The following is a 22,237-nucleotide window of genomic DNA, read 5'->3' as shown; positions in this document are numbered from 1 at the left end:
CCTCGTACCCGCACGCGGCCACCGCCACGAATTAGTAAACTCTTCAGCAATATTCGGCGGTGGCCACCGCAACGCCTCCAGGGAGCATCAACATGGCGACGACCGGAACGGACATGTCCCGGATGCGCGAGATGAACCAGCTGTCCATCGTGGGAGCACTGCGCGGCAACCCGCCGTCCACGGTCACCGAGCTGGCGTCCCGCTCCGGCCTGTCCCGTCCCGCGGTGGACGTGCTGGTCCAGTCCCTGGTCGCCGACGGCTGGGCGGAGGTGGAGGAGCCGGGGGCCAGCAGTGTGGTGGGGCGTCCCGCGCGCCGGTACCGGTTCAGGTCCACCGCCGGGCACGTGCTGGGCATCGACGTCGGCGTGCACAAGATCCTCGTGATCCTCAGCGATCTGGAGGGGAACCTGGTGCGCACGGTGCGCCACCCGGCCGCCCCGGAGGCGGCGCCCGCGGAGCGGCTGGCGGCGGTGGACCGGGTCGTCGACGAGGTGCTGGCAAGCGCGGGCATGGCCGCGGGCGACGTCTGGGCGGTGACCGTCGGGGTGACCGGTCCGGTCGACGGCAGCGGCCGGACCTCGCTGTCCAGCCCGCTGCCGGGCTGGAGCGAGGCCGACCCGGCCGCCCACCTCGGCGCCCGGTTCTCCTGCCCCGTGCAGGTGGAGAACGACTGCAAGCTGGCCGCCGTCGCCGAACGGTGGCGGGGCGCCGCGCAGGACGCCGACGACATCGTGTACCTCCTCGCCGGTCTGCGCACCGGCGCCGGTCTCATCCTCGACGGCACCCTGCGCCGGGGCCACGGCGGCGCCGCGGGAGAGATCGGCGCGCTCAAGGCCGTACGGTGGCTCACCGCGCCCGACCACCTGCAGACCTGCCCCGGGATGCCGGCGGCCGCCGCGGAGGGCGAGGTGGCGGCCTGGGTCTTCCAGGCCGCCCGGGACGGCGACCGGGACGCCCGGACGGCCGTCCGGCGCTACACCCGCGACCTCGCGGTGGGGGTGGCCGCCCTGGTCCTCGCCCTGGACCCCCAGGTCGTCGTCTACGGCGGCGGGTTCTCCCGGTCCGCCGACGTGGTCCTCGGTCCCCTGCACCGCGAGCTGACCAAGCACTGTCTGCGGATGCCGGAGCTGCGCGCCTCCACACTCGGCGACGAGAGCGTGGCGCTGGGGGCGGTGCGGCTGGCCCTGGACGAGGTCGACAGCCGGCTGCTGAGCGACGGTCTGGCGGCGCCGACCGCACCCCGACGGTAACGGCGGGGCCGGGCACGCGCCCCGACGCTGACGGCGGGGCCGGGACGCACCCGGCGCCGATACGCAACACCCAACAGGAACGAAGGGACAGCCCAGTGAGCACCCGTGACCAGATATCGGATCGGCACCTGCGCGTCGGCGTCGTCGGCGTCGGACAGCGCGCGGACATGGCCGCTCTGGTGAACCGTTCCGGCGCTGCCCGGATCGTGTCCTGCGCCGACCCGGACCCGCGGGGCCAGGAGGACGCCAGGCGTCTGTTCGGCGCGGACGTGGTCGTGCACGACCGGTACGAGCGGATGCTCGACGACGGGCTGGACGCCGTGTTCGTCCTCACCCCCGACCACCTGCACACCGAACCCGCGCTGTTCTTCCTGGCGGCGGGCGTGGCGGTGTTCGTGGAGAAGCCGCTGACCATCACCGTCGCCGACTGCGACGCGCTGCTCCAAGCCGCGTTCCGCTCCCGCACCCGGCTCTACGTGGGTCACAATCTGCGTCACCTTCCCGTGCTGCGGCGGATGCGCGAGCTGATCGACGACGGCGCGGTGGGCCGCGTCCGCGCGGTGTGGTGCCGCCACTTCGTCGGCCACGGCGGGGACTTCTACTTCAAGGACTGGCACGCGCAGCGGGCCAACACCACCGGTCTGCTCCTGCAGAAGGGCGCCCACGACCTCGACGTCGTCCACTGGCTGGCCGGGGGCTTCTCCCGCAACGTGGTCGCCCAGGGTGCGCTGGCCGTCTACGGCGACAACCCGCGCCGGGCCACGCAGGAGACCGTGCCGCCCGGTCAGCGCATGCCCGACTGGTTCGACCCGGAGGTCTGGCCGCCGTCCGCCCTGCGCGACCTCAACCCCGTCGTCGACGTCGAGGACATCAGCATGATGCTGGCCCGCCTGGACAACGGCGTCCTCGCCAGCTACCAGCAGTGCCACTTCACGCCCGACTACTGGCGCAACTACACCGTCATCGGAGACGAGGGGCGCCTGGAGAACTTCGGCGACGGCATCGACGGCGATTTCGCACGGGTCGACGTGTGGAACCGGCGCCGCTCCGGCTACCGTGCCGACGCCGACCTCTCCGTTCCGGTCGTGGCGTCCGACGAGGAGACGCACGGCGGCGCGGACCGGGCGCTCGTCGAGGAGTTCCTGCGCTTCGCCGCCGCCGGAGGCCCGACCGAGACCTCGCCCGTGGCCGCTCGCGAGGCGGTCGCCGCCGCGGTCGCCGCCACGACCTCGCTGCGCTCCGGCAGCACACCGGTCGACGTTCCCCCGCTCGACCCGGCGATCGTCCGCCACTTCGAGGAGCACCAGCCCCCCGGGGGGGCCGACGGCGCTCGCTCGGCGGGCACCGTTTGAGGCACGGGGCGGCAGGAGTCGAGACACCTCGGCGAGGAGATCCGCGAGCGCGTCAGTGGACCTGACGAGGGTGAGTCCCTCCGTCGGGGCGCTGCCGGCTCCATGATCTCCAGTGGCGCCGACGTCAACCGGTTCCTGGGCGCCCTGCTCCGCGGCGAACTGCTGCTGCCGGCCGAACTGCGGCAAATGATGACGGTCCGCTCCACCGGCGACGCGGACAGCCGCGCCTACGGTGGCGCCACTGCCGACGGCAGGCAGGCGACAGTCATGGTGAGCCTCGGTCCGGGGAGTTCGGACGCTCAGAGCGACGACATCGAGGCGGCCCTCCACACGGCGCTGTCCAAGAACGGTTTCGCGATATCGGGCTCGTCGCCGTGGTGAGGTCTGCGCCCTAGCCGAGACGCGCGCCGAGTTCGGTGGCCGCGGCGACGACGGCGGCGCCCAGGACAGTCAGTTTGGCCTCGGTCCGCCGCGCCGGGCCGGATACCGACAGCGCTCCGCAGGCCACGCCCTGCCGGTTGCGTACCGGGGCGGCCACCGCGCAGAGGTCCCGTTCGCTTTCCTCCGTGTTGGTGGCGTATCCGGTCTCCCTCACCTTCTCGAGTTCGGCCTCGAGCGCTCGCCGTGTCCCTACCGCGCGCTCGGTTCCGCCTCGCAGCCGCGCGCCCGGATAGCGGCGCCGCAACTCCTCCCGCGAGAGCTCGGCGAGCAGGGCCTTCCCCGCGGCGGACGCATGCGCCGGGCCTCGCTGCCCGGTACGCAGCCCGGCACGGATCACCTGCTGGCTCTCCACACCTTCGACGAAGACGGTCTCCGTGCCTTCCAGGACGAGCAGATGCGCGGTCTCGGAGGTGTCTTCGACGAGCTTCTCCAGCAGGAGGCGCGCTTCGTCGCGGAGGGAGACCGCCCCCATCACGGCGATGCCGAGTCTGGCCAGGGCGGGCCCGGCGCCGTAGCCCTTGGTCTGGGCGTCCTGGCGGAGCAGGTCGCGGGCCTGCAGGGTGGTCAGCATCCGATGAGCGGTCGACCTGGCCACCCCCAGCTCGGCGGACACGTCGGTGACGCGCAACGACGGACGGTCCACCAGCATCAGCAGGATCCGCGCCGCGTTGTCGATCGATTCCACCGGATAGGCGGCCGACACTGCCACGACCCCTCCATCTCGCCGTCGTCACCCGGCGGCCGTTCTGGTGATTGAAGTGCATTTCGCCAGCCAGAATAGTCGCACTCCCCTCGGCGTCCCAGCGCGTCCCACGAAACAACCCGCGGCTTGTCGGCTCGACCGACCCGCCTTCACTTTCTGTTCTGCTCAACAGAGTGCCATCCACTCAACGGAACACGCAGCCATTGACGCGACACCGGAGCCGGGCTACGTTGCAGAACATGATCTGCTCTGCGGAACACCCTCCAGGAGGACCGGCGTGACGACTTCGACTCCGTCCGTCGCGGAACTCGGCCATGTGGGCCTGCGCTGTCACAATGTGAGCCGGCAGCTGGCGTTCTACAGCGACGTACTCGGGCTGACGGTCACCGACCACGACGAACGGCTCGGCATCTGGTTCCTGTCCGCCCGGCCGGACACCGAGCATCACGAACTGCTCCTGGCCGGGGGCCGGGACGCGCCACTCGGCAGCAGGCTCATCCAGCAGGTGTCGTTCCGGTGCGCACGCTTCGAGGACGTCCTGGGCTTCCATCGGCGTTTCCGGGACCACGACGTCCGGCTCGACATGATCGTCTCCCACGGCAATGCCGTCGGCGTCTACTTCTACGATCCGGAGGGCAACCGGTGTGAGGTCTACTGGCGGACCGGGCTCGTGGCACGACAGCCCTTCGTCGAACACATCGACATCGAGACCGATCCCGAGAAGCTGCTGGACGCCGTCCGGGCTTCGGTCGAGCGCCACGGTGCGACGGGCTTCACCGAGGAGAGCTACCGGGCCTGGACGCGCGAACAAGCGGTGGCGGACGATGCCGACGCAGCCGAGGAGGCAGAGCGGTGAAGTTCGTTCGCTACGCGGACGGGCCGTCCTCGCGCGTCGGCGTGGTGGACGGCGACGTGGTCAGGGTTGTCGACGGTCCGGCAGACCTGCTGCCTCTCATCGAGGCGGGCGAGGCCGAACTGCTCGCTGCCGGACGGACCGCGCTGCGGTGCGGTGCGACCGTGCCGCTGCCGGACCTGGTTCCCCTGTCGCCGATCGCGACGCCGCCGACCGTGCGTGACTTCTACGCCTTCGAGCAGCACGTCCGGGCAGGGCGCGCCTGGCGGGGCCTCGAGATGGACCCGGACTGGTACGAGCTGCCGGTCTTCTACTTCTCCAGCCCCTACGCCGTGACGGGCTGCGGGCCGGTGCCGATGACTCCGGGTGCGGAGCGTTTCGACTTCGAGCTGGAGGTCGCCGCGGTGGTGGGCCACGGTGGCCGCGACCTGACCGCCCGGGAGGCCGAGAACACCATCGCCGGCTACTGCGTACTCAACGACTGGAGCGGCCGGGACGTTCAGCAGCGCGAGATGAAGCTGTCGATGGGTCCGGTGAAGGGCAAGGACACCGCGACGAGCCTCGGACCGTACTTCGTGACCCCGGACGAGATCGCCGACTTCCGCGAGGGCCACGGGTACCGTCTTGAGATGACCTGTACGGTCAACGGCGTCCCCTACTCCCGTGCCCTGTGGTCGGACATCCACTGGTCGTTCGGCGAGATGATCGCCTACGCCTCCCGCGGCGCCGAAGTGCGGCCCGGCGACGTGATCGGCTCCGGCACCTGCGGCACCGGCTGCGTCCTGGAGCTCTCCCGCACCCACGACTCGGCGGCCTACCCGTGGCTGCGGCCGGGCGACGAGGTCGTCGCGGCGATCGAGGGTCTCGGCGAGTTGCGCAACACCGTCGCCGAGGCGGCGCCGGTCGTTGCGCTGCGAACCCGGGGCGCGGCAGCGCGGGACGACGGAACACGACCGCGTTTCACCGACGGAGCTCCGCGCTGATGAACGCTCCCGTGCCGGAGGTGGATCCGGCCAAGCACCGGGCCGCGTTGCTGCGGGCCATGCCGATGTCACGAATGCTCGACTACGGCATGGACCACGGGGACGCCGTCCGCCTGGCCGACGCGGCCGTCTCGGAACCCTGGCACGAGGTCGCGACTCGTCTGGCTGAGGCGCAGTTGGACCGTGCGGCGGCGGCCGCCGACCGCGGTGACGTCGAAACCGCGGTCGCGTGCTATCGACGGGCAACGGCCTCCCTGATCTTCGCGCAGATGGCCTTCAACACCGACCACCCGGCCAAACGCGCGCTCTACGTCCGGCTCACCCGGGCCTACCAGGCCGCGGCCGACCTCGACACCGAGTTGCACGTGAAACGGCTGTCGATCCCGTTCCGGCAGAGCCACTGCACCGCCTGGTTCGTGAGTCGGTCCGGCGCCCGCCCCGGCCCCGCAGTGGTCGTCGTCGGCGGACAGAGCGGTTGGGGCCCGGCCTTCCACCGGCAGGCCGAAGCCCTGGCCCGGCGTGGACTGTCCGCCGTCCTGCTCGAGACACCGGGCCAGGGGGCCACACGCATGGCCGGCGGACTCCACCTCGACGCAGACGTCGACCGGGCCTTCGGCGCGGCCCTCGACGCCGTGCGTGCCCGTACCGGCTACGACGGCCGGTTCGGGGTGTGGGGAAACAGCTTCGGTGGACTGCTCGCCGCCCGTGCCGCCGTGCACGACAGCCGTTTCGTCGCATGCTGCGTCAACGGGGCCAACGCTGAGCCGGAGCCACTGCCCTTCCGGACCGCACGCGAACAGTCGCGTGCGCTGCTGGGTGTCGACTCCGACGACGAGACCGAGGCTGTCTTCCGCACGCTGTGGCTCGATCCGGCGGTCGACCGCACGAATGCCGCGATGCTCGTGCTGCACGGCGGCAACGACCCCCTGGTCGGCCTCGACCAGCAGAAGGTGTTCCTCGGCCTGTCGGCACACCACACGCTGCGGGTTTGGGACGACGGCGACCACACCCTGTACAACCACTCGGCCGAGCGCACGGAGTTCGTATGTGACTGGTTCCGTGCCCGGCTCCGCCGCGGCTGACCCAGAAGATCCAGCAACCTTGCGAACAGCTCACGGAATCATTGAGGAGATCATGAAAGCGATCGCACTGCGACACTACGGCGACGCGGACGCCCTGGAACTCACCGAGCTGCCCACTCCGGCGGTCGCCCCCGGGGAATTCCTGGTCCGGGTCAAGGCAGCCGGGGTGAACCCGGCCGACGAGAAGATCGCCGTCGGCAATCTCGACGGCATCATGGTGACCCACTTCCCCCTCGTCCCGGGTTTCGAGATGGCCGGCGTCGTCGAGGCGCGCGGTTTCGGCGCCACCGAGTTCGACGTCGGCGACGAGGTGATCGGCTTCGTCCTCAAGGACTGGGCGCAGAACGGCACCTACGCCGAACTGGTCTCGGCCCCGGTCCGCACACTGGCCCGCAAGCCGGAGTCCTGGGACTGGCTGCATTCGGCGTGTCTGCCGCTGAACGGTCTGACCGCCTACCAGGCCGTCAAACGCATCGGCATCGGCGCGGGCGACACCGTCCTGATCCACGGGGCCTCGGGTGGGGTCGGCACGCTGGGCGTACAGATCGCGGTCCACCGGGGCGCCCGCGTCATCGGCACCGCCGGCGAGCGCAACCACGACCACCTGCGCGATCTCGGCGCCACGCCGATCACCTATGGGGAAGGCCTGGCCGACCGGGTGCGCGAGCTCGTGCCCGAGGGTGTCGACGCGGCGCTCGACTTCTTCGGCGGGGACGCGGTGGCGGTCTCGCGAAAGGTCCTCAAGGACCCCGCGCGGGTCGCCTCGGTGGCCGACGCCACCGCCCCCGAACAAGGCGGCCAACTGGTGTGGGCACGCGCGGACGCGGACGAGCTGACGGAGGTGGCCGCGCTCGCCGAGTCCGGGAAGTTGTCCGTCCCGGTGAGCCGCGCCTTCCCGCTGGAGCAGGCCGCCGACGCCTGGCACATGCTCCACGCGGGCGGCCGTGCCCGCGGCCGGATCGTACTGGACATCGACGCCACCTGAGGTGAATTTCCGGCGTGCACGCGCTCCGGTGCAAGCGAAGGGTTGGGACACATGAAGCTTGCCGATGAATTCCGCACATCCACGACCGCGCCGGATGCCCTGGACGCGGATGTCCTCGTCATCGGGTACGGCCCGGTCGGTCAGACCCTGGCCGCTCTGCTGGGGGCGTCGGGGCACCGGGTACTGGTGTGCGAGCGGCGAGTCGGGCGCTACGAGACGCCACGAGCCGGACACTTCGACCACGAGATCATGCGCGTCTTCCAGTCCTTGGGCATCGCCGACGACGTCCGGCGCATCGCCGAACCGGCGCGTGTGTACGAATTCCTCGATCCCGACGGAAGCGTGATCTCTCGTCTGCCGAGGGAGGGTGCCGCCCCCTCCGGCTGGGACGCGTCCTACCACTTCTACCAGCCGGAACTCGAGGATGCCCTGGACGCCGCGGTCCGCGGAGCAGCCACTGTGGACGTCCGTTTCGGTGCCGAACTGGTCGATCTGCGCCAAGCGGCCGACCATGTGGCGGTGACGTTGGCGGACGGCGAAGTCGTCACCGCTCGCTATGTGGTGGGGGCGGACGGCGCCAACAGCAGGGTGCGCACGCTCTGCGGCGTTCCGACGAGGGATCTCGGTTTCCGGGGCGACTGGCTGGTCGTCGACGTACGGCCTCGGCCCGGCGCCCCGGTCCCGGATATCCCGGACACCGGCCAGGTACTCGACCCGGCGAGGCCGAACCACATGGGCCGGGTGGCTCAGCGGTACTTCCGCTGGGAGTTCATGCTCGTCGAGGGCGACGATGCCACCGAGATGGTGAAGCCGGAACGCGTCTGGGAGTTGCTCAGGCCCTGGATCGGCCCGCGGGAGGGGGAGCTGATCCGCCAGGCCGTCTACCGGTTCCGGTCCGTGGTGGCCGACACGTTCCGCCACCGGTCGGTTCTGCTCGCCGGTGACGCCGCTCACGTCATGCCGCCCTTCCTCGGACAGGGCATGAGCTCCGGCATCCGGGACGCCGCAACCCTCGGCTGGACGCTCGACCTGGTGCTGGCCGGCGCCGCGGACCCGAAGCTGCTGGACTTGTACACGCTCTCCAGGAGGCCGCAGGTCGTCGACTACATCGAGGAGTCGGTGCGGATCGGGACCGTCGTCTGCGAGACCGATCCGGTTCTCGCGGCGCGACGTCGGGAGGAGATGCGGTCGGCGACCGAGCTTCCGGCACCGTTCCAGCCGCCGGTCGGCGCGGGTTTCCGAGACGGCCAACCGCTGGCCGGTCACTTGGCCGTACAGCCCCTGCTGCGTACGGACGGCGCGAGGACCGAACGGTCCGACGACGTGCTTGGCCGCGGGTTCACCCTGTTCAGCGTGGTCGAGCCGGACGCGGCGACGACCGCGGCGGTGGCGGATCTCGAGCGGGCGATCGGGCTGCGGCTCGTCGTCGTCGGTGCCGCGGGGGTCGAGGAAGCGGGCGAAGCGCTGAGTGGCTGGCTCAAGGAGTCCGGTGTCGTGGCCGTGCTGGTTCGCCCGGACTTCTATGTCTTCGGCGCTGCTGCCGACCTCTCCGAGATGGTGGACCTGCTCGCCTCACTTCGCGCGAGCGTGTCGCTGGTGTAGCGGCGTGACAGACAGGAGGAATCTCATGCCGAAGACGAACAACGGTGTCCACTACGAGGTGCGGGGAAACGGGCCGGACTCGATCGTCCTGCTGCCCGGCCTCGGGTGCTCACTCCAGTGCTGGTCCGAGACGGCACCCCTGCTCGACGGCTACCGCCTCGTTCTCATGGACCTGCCGGCGCACGCGGGTTCCCTCCATGCGCCCGCAGACGGATCGAGCCTCACTCGGATCGCCGAAACGGTGATCGACGCCTGTGACGAACTCGGCCTCGAACGCTTCGCTCTCGTCGGTCTCTCCTTCGGGGGCGCACTCGGCGTGCGGATCGCTCTCGACCGGCCCGGCCAGGTGTTCGCCGTCATGGCGCTCATGCCGTGGAACGCGGGCGGTACCGAGGCGGGCGATCCAGTCATCGAACTGTTCCACGATTCCTTCCGTGACGTCGAAGCCGTCACGGAGGCCGTCGGGGCCATGTCGCTCGACCCGAGCAGGACGACCGACGTCGTGCGCACGATGACCGGTGCTGTCACGGAGCAGTTCTGGCACAGCTGGCTCGGTGCGGGTGGCGGTGCCTACACGAGCATGTTCGAGGAGCTGTCCGGGATGGCCGTGCCTGCGTGCTACGTCATCGGCGGCAGGGACACCATCGCCCCACGGGACAAGTTGATCGCCGACGTCCGTGCGATGCCCGGCGGCCGGCTGGTCTTCCTGTCGGACGCGGGCCATCTCGCGCCGTACGAATCTCCGGAACTCGTCGCCCGCGAGATCCGCGAGTTCATCGACCGCCACGTGAACACACCGCCGTCAGGCGGGCGTTCCGCACCCTAGCTGTATTGATCACGAGCGTTGTTAACGCTGGCGGGGCTTGATCATGGCGAAGACCTCCGGTGTGGTGGAGCTGTCTAGGACTGCACCGCACGGAGGTCTTCGTGTCCCACCGTAATGCCCGGCTGACCGTTCACGGCAGGCGGCTGCTCATCGAGCGTGTCCGCAGCGGCCGTCCCGTGGCACATGTCGCAGCCGAGATGGGCATCTCGCGCGTCACGGCCCACAAGTGGGTCCGCCGCTGGAGGTCCGAGGGTGAGCAAGGGCTGCACGACCGCTCCAGCCGGCCCCTGACGACACCGCACCGTACCCCGGCGGCGACCGAGGCCGACGAACTGATGCAGTCGGACGCGAGTACACCAAGCGCCGTCCGGTTGCTCGGCTTCTCCTCGCTGACACGTTCGGTGGTGAGAGGCTCTGCCCGAGGAGCCGCCGTTTGGCGCGGTACCTGAGCCGACCCGGGCCCGGTCAGCGTCTGCGACCGGCGTGCAGTTCCAGTTGCTCGGCTTCGAAGCGCGCCCGGAAGGCGCGATCGTGCGAGACCGCGACCACCGCCCCCGGGTAGGCCGCGAGCGCCGCCTGGAGGTCCTCGACCAGGTCGAGTGCGATGTGGTTGGTCGGCTCGTCGAGGACGAGGAGGTCTGCGGGCCGGGTCACCAGGGTCGCGATCTGCAGCCGCCGCCGCTGCCCGACGGACAGGGCGGCGACCGGAACGTGCAGATCCTGCTCGCGGAACAGGCCCAGGGACAGGAGCTGTTCGGCGTACTCGTCCGGCAGCCCGGGCCGCCCGGCGGCGAACGCGGCCAGCAGCGGCAGCCGCGTGGCGTGCGCGGGTAGTTCCTGGGCGAGGTAGCCGATCCGGGCGGGGCGCCGCGCCATGCCCGCGTCCGGCCGCAGGTCGCCCGCCAGAACGCGAAGCAGCGTCGTCTTTCCCGCGCCGTTCTCGCCCGTGACAAGGAGGCGTCCTGCGGGCTCGATCGCCAGGAGCCCTTCCAGGCGCAGCCGTTGCCCGACCCGTACGTCGGTGAGTTCGGCGAGTGTGCCCGGCGCCGGGCCGCCGGCCGCCGACGGCGGTGCCGTCGTGAACCGGAGCGGTATCGGCGGCTTCGCCACCGGGTCGCGCCGCAGCCGGTCCAGGCGCTCCCGCACCGAGCGCACCTGCCCGCCGAGCTTCGCCTCGCTGGAGCGGCGGTGCTTGCCGAAGCCCTGCTTCGGGTCGCGGCCGGTGGTGTTCAGCCGCCGGGCGGCGGCCTCCAGCAACTCCTCCGCGGCGGCCACCTCCTCGGTCCAGTCCGCGTACCGCTGCTCCGCTCCGCGCCGGGCGGCGGCCCTCGCGGCGCGGTAGCCGGCCCACCCGTCGCCGTACCGGTGCACGGTGCGCTCGTCCCGGTCGACCTCGAGGATCGTGGTCGCGATGCGCTCCAGGAAGCCGCGGTCGTGCGTGACGGCGACGACGGTGCCGCGGTGTGCGCGCAGGTGTTCCTCCAGCCAGCGCACGGCCGCCGCGTCGAGGTGGTTCGTCGGCTCGTCCAGGAGCAGCAGTTCGGGGGCGGCCGCGAGGGTGCAGGCGAGGGCGAGGCGCGACTGCTCGCCGCCGGACAGGGAGCCGAGCGGACGCTCCCGGGCGATCCGGGCCAGCCCGAGCCCGTGCGTGGCGGCATCCACCCGGGCGTCCGCCTCGTATCCGCCGCGTTCCTCGAAAGCGGTCAACAGCTCGCCGTAGGCGGCGAGTTCCTCTTCGGACGCGTCGGCGAGGGACTGCTCTGCCGCACGGAGCCCTCGCTCCATGTCGCGCAGTTCGCTCAGCGCGAGGTCGACGGCGTCCTGTACGGTGCGGTCCGCCTCCAGGCCGAGGGTCTGGGCGAGGTGACCCGTCCCGCCGGGGAAGCGGACGGTGACCTCCCCGGCGTCCGGTGTCTCGACCGTGGCGAGCAGCCGCAGCAGGGTGGACTTGCCGGAGCCGTTCTCACCGATGACGGCGGCCTTCTCGCCCGGCCGGACGGTGAAGGAGACCTGGTCGAGGACGGTCCGGGTGCCGTACGACTTGGTGACGGACCTGACGGACAGCTGTGCCACAGCGGTGGCGGTGCTGGTGGTGGGCAGGACGGTACGGGCGCGATCGCGCATGGAGCTTTCCCTGGGCATGCGAAGGGTCTACGGGCAGCAGAAGCGGCGGCAGGGGCCGTGCCCGGACTCAGACGAAGAAGAGGAAAGCCATGCCCCCACCATAACAAGACGAAGCGTCTCGCTTCAATTCCGCGGAGCACGAAGTTTGCGATCTTCCCGGAGGCGACGGCCGACGCCGGTCGTCAGGTGCCGGCGAGACGCCAGAGTGAAGTGACTTCCGCGGTGCGAGCGGCGTGGAGGGGGTCAGCGGTGTCCCTCGCCCGTGCATGCCGCGGCCGGGTGTCAGTCCTGTCCACCACGCGCAGGCCCGCCGCCTTGATGGCGGCCAGGAGTTCACCGCGCGTCCTGAGACCGAGGTGCTCGGCCAAGTCGGACAGGATGAGCCAGCCTTCACCCCCCGGCTCGAGGTGCGCGGCGAGTCCGTCCAGGAAGTCGCGGAGCATGCTGCCGCCGGGGTCGTAGACGCCTTGCTCCACGGTGGAGGTGGGCCGGGCCGCAATCCAGGGTGGGTTGCAGACGACGAGGTCCGCGCGCCCTTCGGGAAACAGACCGGGGGACGCGATGTCGATGCGCTCGGTGAAGTGCAGTCGGCGGACGTTCTCGCGTGCGCAGGCCAGGGCACGTGGGCTGATGTCGGTGGCCACGACGTGGTCGATCCCCCGGCGGGCCAGGACGGCGGCGAGGACTCCCGTCCCTGTCCCGAGGTCGAATGCGGTACAGCGACCAGCGCGGCGGGCCGCCGGTGCGGGGAGCGGTGCGTGAGCGACGAGGTCGACGTATTCGCCCCTGACCGGGGAGAACACTCCGTAGTGCGGGTGAATGCGGGCGTCGAGGGCCGGTACCCGCACGCCCTTTGTGCGCCACTGGTGCGCTCCGATCACGCCCAGTAGTTCCGTGAGCGAGACGGCCGTCGGCCCGGACGGCGGACCGTACGCCTCGGTGCATGCCTGGCGGGCATCGGGAGCCCTGCGCAGGTTCAGGCGGTAGTCGTCCGCCAGCAGGACGAGGAGCCTGCCGAGCACGCGGGCACGGTGGCTGCGGGCCCTGCGATGCAGGCGGAAGGAGTCTGCCGGGCTGTCGCCCGGCCGGCCAGGTTTCCGGTCGATGCGGCGGCCCATCGCTTGCAGTAGCTGACGTGCGTTGTGGAAGTCGCCCTGCCACAGCAAGGCGGTGCCTTCGCAGGCCAGACGGTGAGCAGCGTCGGCTTTCATACGGTCGTCCGCGCCGACGACCCGGCTGGGCGGCGGTGTTGAACTCTCGGAATGCCAGCGGGCGGAACGGGGGGTGTTCGTCTCGGTCCAGTGGATCGTGGACACCACGTACTCCTCGTGATCGAACGTGCGGGGGCACGAAGAGCACTTCGACGAGGAGCGGGGGAAACGGCCCGTGCCGCGGCACGGGCGCGTGTCTCAGGGCAGGAAGGGCTGCCGTTCCCGCGTCGAAGCGCGAGAGGAGGAGTCGCCGAGAACCATGCCTAGCGTCACGACCAGCCCTTTCGGAGAGAGGAGGCAAAAGGCTCGCACAGCGTTCTCTCCGCAGGCAAATCAGAACTGATCATGGATGCTGCGGGCGTGCACTTTGAGGAACACAGCTGTCACGGATGCCGGGCGGCGGCTGACTGCATCGGGCCATTTCATGCGGGCACCCTGCGAGCCGCTTGACCTCGCCGCCGTCCGGCACCTTCCACGCGGCCAGGACGGACAGCGCCGCTTCGACCGGACTTGGGTCCCACATGCGGTCGGCGGGCAGCCCCGTCTGCCGGGATCGGAGGCGATGGGTCTGCGCTTTTGTGGAACCCAGTTCGAAACGGCGAGCAGAATCAATCAGGACTGCACTCTTTCCATCAGTCCTCAGCGCCTCTACTGTGAGCGCGCGCTGACGGTGCGTGCCCCCGCACGCACCCGCTGCCGACGAGCCGCGGAGGAACATGACAATGCGTCACCTTCCCATGCGCGTACCGCGCGTCATCGGGCGCAGAGCCCTGGGCGCCATCACCGCCGCACTGCTCACCACCGGAGGCCTGGCGGTGAGCGCGCAGGCCGCCCCGACCGCCGCGCCGGACCCCGCTCCGGCGTCGTCCGGCCACGATCAACTGGCCCTCACCCCGCCGATGGGCTTCAACAACTGGAACTCCACGCACTGCAGGGACGAGTTCAACGAGTCGATGGTCAAGGGCATCGCCGACCTCTTCGTCGAACGCGGCCTCAAGGACGCCGGCTACGAGTACGTCAACCTCGACGACTGCTGGGCGCTGCCGGAGCGTGACGCCGACGGCCAGTTGGTGCCGGACCCCAAGCGCTTCCCGAACGGCATCAAGGCCGTCGCCGACTACGTCCACTCCAAGGGCCTGAAGTTCGGCATCTACACCAGCGCCGGCACGAAGACGTGCAGCAGCATCGGCTTCCCCGGCGCGCTGGGTCACGAGTACAGCGACGCCCGGCAGTTCGCCGGCTGGGGTGTCGACTACCTCAAGTACGACAACTGCAACAACCAGGGCATCGACGCGAAACAGCGTTACACCACCATGCGCGACGCGCTCGCGGCGACCGGCCGGCCGATCGTGTACAGCATCTGTGAGTGGGGCGAGAACAAGCCCTGGGAGTGGGCGGGCGACCTGGGCCAGCTCTGGCGCACCACCGGGGACATCAACGACTCCTGGGGCTCGATGTCGTCGATCATGAAGAGCAACCTCGAGCTCGCCGAGTACGCGCGTCCCGGCGGGTGGAACGACCCCGACATGCTGGAGGTCGGCAACGGCGGCATGACGGACACCGAGTACCGTACGCACTTCTCCATGTGGTCGATCATGGCTGCCCCGCTGCTGATCGGCACCGACCTGCGCACGGCACCCCGGTCGGCGTTCGAGATCCTCACCAACGACGAGGTCATCGCCGTCGACCAGGACCCCCTGGGCAAGCAGGGCGAGGTCGTCTCCTCGGAGGCCGGCCGGTGGGTCGTGTCGAAGGAGCTGGCCGACGGCAGCCGGGCGGTCGCGCTGTTCAACGAGGGCTCGCGGGCCCAGCGGATCGAGACCACCGCGAAGGCCGTCGGCCTGCCGAAGTCGCGCGGCTACACCATGCGGGACCTCTGGAAGCACAGTGACACCAACACGACGGGCAGGATCGCCGCGACGGTGCCCGCGCACGGCACCGTGCTGGTGCGGGTGCACGCCGACAGGAAGTGGGCCCAGTACCCGCCCGCCGTGGACGTGCACGCGGGCGGCGACAGAGTGACCGAGGCCGGGCGGACCGTGCGGCTCACCTCCGAGGCCACCGACCTGGGCGGCACCGCGGCCCACTCGGTGAGCGTCGCCCTGACGGGCCCCGACGGCTGGCGCGTCACCCCCAGGTCCGCCACGTCGGCCCGGGCCCTGAAGCCGGGCGCGACCCTGGCGACGCACTGGGACGTCGCCGTCCCCGCGGACACGTCCACGGGCGACCGGACCCTGACGCTCACTGCCAGGCACCGCACGCGCTCCGGTTCCTGGCTCACCTCCACGGCACCCTTCACCGTGCGCGTCGGCGTCCCCCTGCCCGCGGGTGAGTCCGCTCTGTCGGACGCCGATCCGCTGAGCGCCACCAACGGCTGGGGCCCCGTCGAACGGGACCAGAGCGTGGGCGGGCGCGAGGCCGGCGACGGCAATCCGATCACCATCGGCGGCACGGCCTTCGCCAAGGGACTCGGCGTCCACGCCTCCAGCAGCGTCGAATACTACCTCGGCGGCGCCTGTAGCAAGGTGAGCGCGCAGGTCGGCGTCGACGACGAGTCGGGCGACAAGGGCACCGTGGCCTTCGAGGTCTGGGCCGACGAGGCCCGGGCCGCGTCGACGGGCACACTGACCAACGCCGACCCCGCCCGCGCGGTCTCCGCGGACGTCTCCGGCGCGGACGTCGTCCGGCTGGTGGTCACGGACGCCGGAGACGGCAGCGGATACGACCACGCGGACTGGGCGGACCTGCGGGTCACCTGCACCTGAGCCAGGTGGGGCGCCGGTCCGGTCGCCGTCGCGCCGGGCAGGACGTCGCACGGTCGGACCGTTCTGGTTGGTGCCACTCAGCGGTCTTCCGTGTCAGGTGGGAGAGGGCTCCGGGCGAACGGTGCCCGAGCAGTGATAATCGGCGTCGTGAGTGGTCAGGAGCCCGAGGAGGCGACGCCGAGCCTCTCTGCCCGGAGCACGGCGCGATGGCGGACCTTCGTGCGGACCGAGACGAGCAGCGCGGTGTTCCTGCTGGCCGCGGTCGCTGCCGCCCTGGTCTGGGCCAACGTGGGTCCGCACTCCTACGAGGCGGTGTGGCAGGCCAGGTTCACCGTGGGGTTCGACACGCGCCACCTTTCGCTCACCGTGCATGAGTGGATCAACTCGGGGCTGATGAGCCTCTTCTTCTTCGTGGTGGGCCTGGAGGCGCGGCGGGACTTCGACATGGGAGAGCTGCGCGACCGCCGCTGGCTGCTGCTCAGCGCGATCGCCGGTCTGGGCAGCATGATCGTCCCGGCCGTGATCTTCGTCCTCGTCAACGCGGGGCGGGACTCGGTGCACGGCTGGGGCACCGCCATGTCCACCGACACCGCGTTCGCACTGGGCGTCCTGGCGGTGTTCGGGTCTCGGCTGCCCGCGTCGTTGCGCGCGTTCCTGCTGTCGGTCTCCGTCGTCGACGATCTGGTCGCGCTGCTGGTGATCGCCGTCTTCTACAGCGACGAGATCCGTCTGCCCGCCTTGGTGGTCGCCGTGTGCACGCTGCTGGCGATCGCCCTGCTGCGGCTGTCCGGCGTCCGCCGAGCCCTGTACTGCGCGGTGCTGTCGGTGGTGGTGTGGGTGGCGCTGCACGAGGCCGGGGTCGACCCGGTCGTCGCGGGTCTGGCCGTGGGTGCGCTGGTGGCGGCCTACCCCGCGCCCCGCGGGGATCTGGAGCAGGCGAGCCGGTTGTTCCGGCTCTTTCGCGAGCAGCCGACGCCCGAGCTGCACCGCAGCGCCGTCCAGGGGCTGGATGCGGCGATCTCGCCGAACGAGCGGCTGGAGCAGCGGTTCCTGCCGTGGGTGAGTTTCGGCATCGTCCCGCTGTTCGCCCTGGCCAACGCCGGTATCGAACTCTCCGGCCCGGCCCTCGCCGACGCCTTCACCTCGCCCGTCACGCTGGGCATCGTCTTCGGTTGCGTGGTGGGCAAGGTGATCGGCACGGTCGGGTCGATGGCGGCCGCGCGCCTGCTCTCGGGTGGGCGGCTGCGGCCGAACGTGGGCTGGGGATCGGTGACCGTCGGCGGTGCGATCGCCGGGTCGGCGTTCACCGTGTCGTTGCTCATCGCGTCGCTGGCGTTCGACGGCGAGGAACTCGAAGAGGCGCGGATCGGCATCCTGGTCACGCTGATCGGCGCGTTCCTGACCAGTTGGGCGGTGACCGCGGTGATCGGTCTGCTGCCGGAGAGACGCAGGGCGCGGGCGCTGCTGGGCGATGTCGACCCCCTGACGGACCTGGCCGTGCCCGTCGACAGGCGACACGACCGCATCCGCGGGCCCGAGAGCGCGGTGGTGACGGTGGTGGAGTACGGGGACTTCGAGTGTCCGTACTGCGGACAGGCCGAACCCGTGGTGCGGGACCTCCTCGGCCAGGAGAGCGATGTCCGCTATGTGTGGCGGCACTTGCCGCTGAGGGACGTTCATCCCAGGGCCCAACTGGCCGCGGAGGCGTCCGAGGCCGCTGCCCGGCAGGGCCGCTTCTGGGAGATGCACGACCTGCTGCTCGAACGGCAGAACGCCCTCGCCGCGCCGGACCTGCTGCGCTACGCCGGTGAGCTGGGCCTGAACGTCGAGCGGTTCCGGCAGGACCTCAGGGACCATCTCGGTGCCCGGCGGGTGGCGGAGGACGTCGACTCGGCGGATCTGAGCAGGGTGTCCGGGACGCCCACGTTCTTCATCAACGGGCGCCGTCATCACGGCGCCTATGACATCGCCGCGCTCACGCGGGCGGTGGAGCTGGCCCGGCAGCGTGCGCTGACCGGGTGACCCGCTCCCCCGACCGGTGCGGGCCGGGTGGGTCGGCCCGGGACGCCGGAAGCCGGAAGCCGGACGCCGGCCGCAGGAGCAGAGGCCGGCGTCGGCGGACGTCGTGGTGACTAGAGCGGACGTCGTGGTGACTAGAAAGGAGGGTTGAAGCAGGAGATGTACGTGCCGCCCGCGGTGTACAGCGGCCACCGCATCTTTTCACGGGTCGCCGGCCCGTAGTCGCCGTCGGCGCTGACGCCGAGCCGGTTGGCCTGCAGCCACCGGACGGCATCTTCCGTGCCGGTGCCGTAGGACCCGTCCGCCCCTCCGGTGTCGGTGATCCGCCTGGCGGCGTAGGTGCCGTCGTAGCACGAAACGATGGCTCTCTGCAGCGCCGTTACGGCGTTGTCACTGCCCGTCTGATACTCCATGTAGCAGTTCAGGCCGTTACCGGTACGGGCGGGGATCTTGTAGTGGTTGCCGGGGACGCCGCCACTTCCCAGCCCGTCGGTGCGCTTCACCGTCGTGTTGCACGGACCGTAGGCGGCATGGGCGGGCGCGGTCATCATCGGGCTGGCCGTCAGGCCGGCGGCGAAGATGAGAGCCAAAGCCCCCAGCACTCCGGTCCGCGTGCGCAGCGTCGTCGGTACTCGTTGCACGATGCAGTCCTCCCGTTCGGTGATGGCGTCTCAGTGACGGCCTCCTCCATGGACCTTAGGTTCAGCGTGAGCCTCGGACTTTGTCGTCCGTGCAGGAGAATGTGCCAGTGGCGCACAGCCGCTCGCCGACGCCGTAACAGGCCGTTGCGCAGCGAGATCGAGTCCTGACAAGCTGACGGCGGGAGCTGTCCGTGTCGGGGAGGGCGCTTGTGAGGGAACGGGCCGAGGGACGGTCGGGCCGGCTGTACGAGCGGCGCAGACGAAGGTCTGGCTCATGAGCCCGGTTCTGGACACGGCGTTCATACCGCCGCGCGACCGGGAGGAAGTGGTCCGCAACGCGGTGTGGGACTCCGTGGTGGCGGTCGACATCGATCACCGTCCTGCCGCTGAGGACCTGTCCGTTCGTATCGGGCTCGGCACCGTCGGACCTCTCACGATCTGTTCGGCACGGGCGACCGCGGTCACGATCCGCCGTACGGAACGCCTGGCCCGGGAGGACGAGGAGCCGGCCGTCTTCCTCGGTCTGCAGGTGACGGGCACCAGCCTCGTGGCGCAGAACGGACGCGAGTGTGTACTGGGGCCGGGGGAATTCGCCGTCTATGAATCGATCGCCCCCTACACGCTCCTCTTCGACGAGGGAGTCGACCACCACTTCCTGCGCTTCCCCCGCGCGGCACTCGCACTCCCCGACCGGCTCCTGCGAGACACCGGCTCAGTCACCCTGGGACCCGGCAACCCCACTGCGCGTCTCGCCTTCAGCTACTTCTCCCGACTGGCCGCCGACGACGCATTGCACCAGGGTGTGCACGCGGACGCCGTCGTGGAGCCCAGCGTCGAACTCCTTCGCGCCGTCCTGACGACCCAGCACGGCAACTCGGACCTTGCCAGAGGCCCGTTGGAGTCGACGCTGGGCCTGCGGATCACTCAGTACATCCGGGCGCACCTGGCCGACCCCGATCTGTCGGCGGCACGGATCGCTGCCGCACACGACATCTCCGTACGTCATCTCTACGCAGTGCTGTCCGGGTTGGGCATCAGCCTCGGAGACTGGATCCGTACACACCGCTTGGCGGAGTGCAGGCGAGAGTTGTCCGGGCCGAGCGGCCGGCTGCGGACCATCGCAGCGATAGGACGAAGGTGGGGCTTCGTGAACGCGACCCACTTCAGCAAGGTGTTCAAACAGGCGTACGGGCTCTCGCCTCGGGCCTGGCGCGACCAGAGCCACTCCCACCCCTCCGGGTGAAGGACGCCCCGGCGACGCGCACCGGCCCAACACTTTGGACAACTCCCTGCGGCGGTACCACCTCGGGTAGTGAGGTAAAGGCGCTTCTTCGGGTCCTGGACGGACAGCGACGGCATGTTCTCGGCATCCTCGACGGGCTCGACGCGACGGATCTTCGACGGCCCTTGCTGCCTTCCGGATGGCACTGCCTGGGACTGGTCCAGCACTTGGCGCTCGATGTGGAGCGGTTCTGGTTCCGAGTCGTCGTCGCGGGGAACGAGGAGGTCATCCACGGTCTGACGAGCGGCGACGAAGCGTGGCGGGTGGCTTCGGAGATGCCGGCCGTCGACGTGCTCGACCGGTACCGGCGGGAGGCGGAACTCGCCGATGCCGTCATCACCGCCACGCCCGCCGACGCCCCGTTGGCCTGGTGGCCCCACGACCTGTTCGGTGAACCGCACCTGCACACCCTGCGCGACGTCCTGCTGCATGTCATCACCGAGACCGCGTGCCACGTCGGCCATCTCGACGCCGCCCGAGAGTTGATCGACGGACGCCGGTGGCTGGATCTCACCTCGTGAGTCCGTGGTCGAGGTGTCGGCCGGCGATCGGCTCACGCATGGTTCAACGTAGTAGGTGTACTCGCCCGCACGGGCGCGTCTTGCCGGTCGAAGCGATTGTCGTGGTCAACGGCTCTGCGTGGAAGCCTGGTTCGGGGAGGTGATCGGGTCGGCGCCGGTGGAGGGTGCGGGGGGCGTGGAGTCCTTCGCGGGCCTGGACCTCGTCAGCCACAGACCGGTGAACACGGCGGTGGCCGCAGTGACGGCGCCGGCCACGAGGAAGGCACTGTTGAGGCCGGTCTCGAAGGAGGCGCCGCCCGACTGCCGGGTGCGGACGACGACTCCGAGCACCGCGACGCCCAGCACCGCGCCGATCTGCCGGGTGGTGCTGCTGATGCCTGACGCGAGGCCGCCCTCCTGCGGGCTGACCGCCTGGATGGCGGCGCCGGTCAGCGGGGACATGGCCAGGGCGAAGCCGGCGCCGGCGAGTCCCAGCCGCCACCACACGTTTCCGTAGCCGGTGTCGGCGTGCACCGTGCCGAGCGCCAGCAGTCCCAGGGCGGCCAGGGCGAGGCCCGCGGTGACCACGATGCGGAAGCCGTACCGGGCGGCCAGCCGGCCCGCGTACGGGCTGACGATCACCATGGCCACGGACATCGGCAGGGTCTGCAGGCCGGCGCGCAGGACGGAGCTGCCCTGGACGTACACGAAGAACTGGGAGAAGAAGAAGGACGAACCCATGAGGGCGAACCCCACCACGACCATGGCGGTGTTGGACACGGTGAACAGGCGCTGCCGCAACAGCCGCAGCGGCAGCATCGGAGCCTCGCGACGGGCTTCGACGGCGACGAAGGCGGCGAGGAGGATCACCGCGGTGGCGAAGCTGCCCAGGATGACCGGTGAGGTCCAGCCGCGGGCACCTCCCTCGATCAGCCCGTAGGTCAGTGCCCCCACCGCCGCCACGGACAGCACCGTGCCCGGGACGTCGATCGCGGGCGCGCCGGGGTTGCGGGACTCGCCGAGGCGGCGCAGGCCGACCAGCACCAGGACCACGCCGATGGGCACGTTGACGAGGAAGACGGCGGGCCAGCCGAAGGCGTCCGTCAGTACGCCCCCGGCCACGGGGCCTGCGGCCAGACCGATTCCACTGATTCCGGCCCACAGCCCGATCGCCCGGACCCGTTCGTGCGGCACGGGGTGGGCGGCGGCGAGCAGGGCCAGCGAGGCTGGGCTCAGCGCCGCGGCCCCGATGCCCTGCAGCATCCGGCCGGCGACCAGCCAGCCCAGTGAGGGCGCGAGGCTGCACAGCAACGACGCGACGGTGAACACGGCCACACCGGTCAGGTACACCCGCTTGCGGCCGAACCGGTCGGCGAAGACCCCGCCGGACAGCAGCAGCATGGCGACCAGCAGTACGTAGGCGTCCACGATCCATTGGAGTCCGGTCAGCTGCGTGTGCAGGCTCTCCTGCATGTCGGGCAGTGCCGCTCCGACGATCGTGTTGTCGAGCAGCACCATGAACTGCCCCAGGCAGGTCACCGTGAGCAGCACGGCCCGGTCCGGCCGACTGCCTACGGTCGCATGCGGTGCGGCCATGGGATCCCCCTCCGTCGTTGGC

The 22,237-nt window shown here is 70.7% G+C and carries 18 protein-coding genes and 1 pseudogene; 14 read left to right on the top strand and 5 right to left on the bottom strand.

Features of this window, described 5'->3' with window-relative positions; translation table 11 throughout:
* Positions 1 to 92 precede the first annotated feature (92 nt).
* The 3 genes from ACFV9J_RS13040 (at position 93) to ACFV9J_RS13030 (ending at position 2,983) form a co-directional block, all read left to right on the top strand.
* Positions 93 to 1,250 carry an ROK family transcriptional regulator gene (locus ACFV9J_RS13040; RefSeq protein ID WP_385353463.1) on the top strand — a complete coding sequence of 386 codons (1,158 nt, stop codon included), beginning with the start codon at positions 93 to 95 and terminating at the stop codon, positions 1,248 to 1,250.
* Positions 1,251 to 1,345: 95 nt separating this feature from the next.
* Entirely contained in the window at positions 1,346 to 2,602 is a 1,257-nt protein-coding gene (locus ACFV9J_RS13035) for a Gfo/Idh/MocA family protein (protein WP_385353461.1), read from the top strand.
* A gap of 102 nt (positions 2,603 to 2,704) precedes the next feature.
* Positions 2,705 to 2,983 carry a hypothetical protein gene (locus ACFV9J_RS13030; protein WP_385353459.1) on the top strand — a complete coding sequence of 93 codons (279 nt, stop codon included), beginning with the start codon at positions 2,705 to 2,707 and terminating at the stop codon, positions 2,981 to 2,983.
* A 10-nt stretch (positions 2,984 to 2,993) separates the two neighbouring features.
* Here ACFV9J_RS13030 and ACFV9J_RS13025 read toward each other — a convergent pair whose 3' ends face one another.
* On the bottom strand, positions 2,994 to 3,752 hold the full coding sequence (locus tag ACFV9J_RS13025; RefSeq protein ID WP_385353457.1) for an IclR family transcriptional regulator: 759 nt from the start codon (positions 3,750 to 3,752) through the stop codon (positions 2,994 to 2,996).
* Positions 3,753 to 4,023: 271 nt separating this feature from the next.
* On the opposite strand from ACFV9J_RS13025, the gene ACFV9J_RS13020 reads away from it, so the two are divergent.
* From ACFV9J_RS13020 to ACFV9J_RS12990, 7 genes and pseudogenes are all read left to right on the top strand, one after another.
* A complete protein-coding gene (locus tag ACFV9J_RS13020; protein WP_385353455.1) occupies positions 4,024 to 4,602 on the top strand; it encodes a VOC family protein in 579 nt (192 codons plus the stop codon).
* Positions 4,599 to 5,582: a fumarylacetoacetate hydrolase family protein gene (locus ACFV9J_RS13015; RefSeq protein ID WP_385353453.1), complete on the top strand. Its 984-nt coding sequence runs from the start codon at positions 4,599 to 4,601 to the stop codon at positions 5,580 to 5,582. The genes ACFV9J_RS13020 and ACFV9J_RS13015 overlap by 4 nt, the downstream gene beginning before the upstream one ends.
* Complete coding sequence (locus ACFV9J_RS13010; RefSeq protein WP_385353451.1) at positions 5,582 to 6,664, top strand: alpha/beta hydrolase family protein; 1,083 nt, start codon at positions 5,582 to 5,584, stop codon at positions 6,662 to 6,664. Before ACFV9J_RS13015 ends, ACFV9J_RS13010 begins: the two co-directional genes overlap by 1 nt.
* A gap of 52 nt (positions 6,665 to 6,716) precedes the next feature.
* A complete protein-coding gene (locus tag ACFV9J_RS13005) occupies positions 6,717 to 7,649 on the top strand; it encodes an NADP-dependent oxidoreductase (RefSeq protein WP_385353449.1) in 933 nt (310 codons plus the stop codon).
* 51 nt (positions 7,650 to 7,700) lie between these two features.
* Positions 7,701 to 9,251: a bifunctional 3-(3-hydroxy-phenyl)propionate/3-hydroxycinnamic acid hydroxylase gene (locus ACFV9J_RS13000; protein WP_385353447.1), complete on the top strand. Its 1,551-nt coding sequence runs from the start codon at positions 7,701 to 7,703 to the stop codon at positions 9,249 to 9,251.
* 25 nt (positions 9,252 to 9,276) lie between these two features.
* Positions 9,277 to 10,077: an alpha/beta fold hydrolase gene (locus ACFV9J_RS12995; RefSeq protein WP_385353445.1), complete on the top strand. Its 801-nt coding sequence runs from the start codon at positions 9,277 to 9,279 to the stop codon at positions 10,075 to 10,077.
* A gap of 101 nt (positions 10,078 to 10,178) precedes the next feature.
* Positions 10,179 to 10,400, top strand: a pseudogene (locus tag ACFV9J_RS12990) (leucine zipper domain-containing protein); the annotation flags it as partial.
* A 142-nt stretch (positions 10,401 to 10,542) separates the two neighbouring features.
* On the opposite strand, the gene abc-f reads toward ACFV9J_RS12990, so the two are convergent.
* Both abc-f and ACFV9J_RS12980 read right to left on the bottom strand, forming a co-directional pair.
* Positions 10,543 to 12,201, bottom strand: coding sequence for a ribosomal protection-like ABC-F family protein (abc-f, locus tag ACFV9J_RS12985; protein ID WP_385353443.1), 1,659 nt, complete (start codon positions 12,199 to 12,201; stop codon positions 10,543 to 10,545).
* 182 nt (positions 12,202 to 12,383) lie between these two features.
* The gene (locus ACFV9J_RS12980) at positions 12,384 to 13,517 is read right to left on the bottom strand and encodes a methyltransferase (RefSeq protein ID WP_385353441.1); all 1,134 of its coding nucleotides are present in this window, start codon (positions 13,515 to 13,517) and stop codon (positions 12,384 to 12,386) included.
* 617 nt (positions 13,518 to 14,134) lie between these two features.
* Between ACFV9J_RS12980 and ACFV9J_RS12975 the strand changes: the two genes are divergently transcribed.
* Together ACFV9J_RS12975 and ACFV9J_RS12970 are read left to right on the top strand one after the other, a co-directional pair.
* Entirely contained in the window at positions 14,135 to 16,177 is a 2,043-nt protein-coding gene (locus tag ACFV9J_RS12975) for an NPCBM/NEW2 domain-containing protein (protein WP_385353439.1), read from the top strand.
* Positions 16,178 to 16,324: 147 nt separating this feature from the next.
* Positions 16,325 to 18,199, top strand: coding sequence for a Na+/H+ antiporter NhaA (locus ACFV9J_RS12970; protein ID WP_385353437.1), 1,875 nt, complete (start codon positions 16,325 to 16,327; stop codon positions 18,197 to 18,199).
* Positions 18,200 to 18,330: 131 nt separating this feature from the next.
* Here ACFV9J_RS12970 and ACFV9J_RS12965 read toward each other — a convergent pair whose 3' ends face one another.
* A complete protein-coding gene (locus ACFV9J_RS12965) occupies positions 18,331 to 18,837 on the bottom strand; it encodes a peptidoglycan-binding domain-containing protein (protein ID WP_385353435.1) in 507 nt (168 codons plus the stop codon).
* A 274-nt stretch (positions 18,838 to 19,111) separates the two neighbouring features.
* On the opposite strand from ACFV9J_RS12965, the gene ACFV9J_RS12960 reads away from it, so the two are divergent.
* Together ACFV9J_RS12960 and ACFV9J_RS12955 are read left to right on the top strand one after the other, a co-directional pair.
* Positions 19,112 to 20,080 (top strand): helix-turn-helix domain-containing protein, encoded by a 969-nt coding sequence (locus ACFV9J_RS12960; RefSeq protein WP_385353433.1) that lies wholly within the window; start codon positions 19,112 to 19,114, stop codon positions 20,078 to 20,080.
* Positions 20,081 to 20,175: 95 nt separating this feature from the next.
* Entirely contained in the window at positions 20,176 to 20,640 is a 465-nt protein-coding gene (locus ACFV9J_RS12955) for a DinB family protein (protein WP_385353579.1), read from the top strand.
* Positions 20,641 to 20,745: 105 nt separating this feature from the next.
* Here the strand turns inward: ACFV9J_RS12955 and ACFV9J_RS12950 are convergent, their stop codons facing one another.
* A complete protein-coding gene (locus ACFV9J_RS12950) occupies positions 20,746 to 22,215 on the bottom strand; it encodes an MFS transporter (protein ID WP_385353431.1) in 1,470 nt (489 codons plus the stop codon).
* Positions 22,216 to 22,237: the final 22 nt, after the last annotated feature.

Source organism: Streptomyces sp. NPDC059906 (assembly GCF_042730645.1).
In the GTDB taxonomy this organism is placed as follows: domain Bacteria; phylum Actinomycetota; class Actinomycetes; order Streptomycetales; family Streptomycetaceae; genus Streptomyces; species Streptomyces rubrogriseus.
This window is presented reverse-complemented; position numbering and strand designations above follow the sequence as displayed.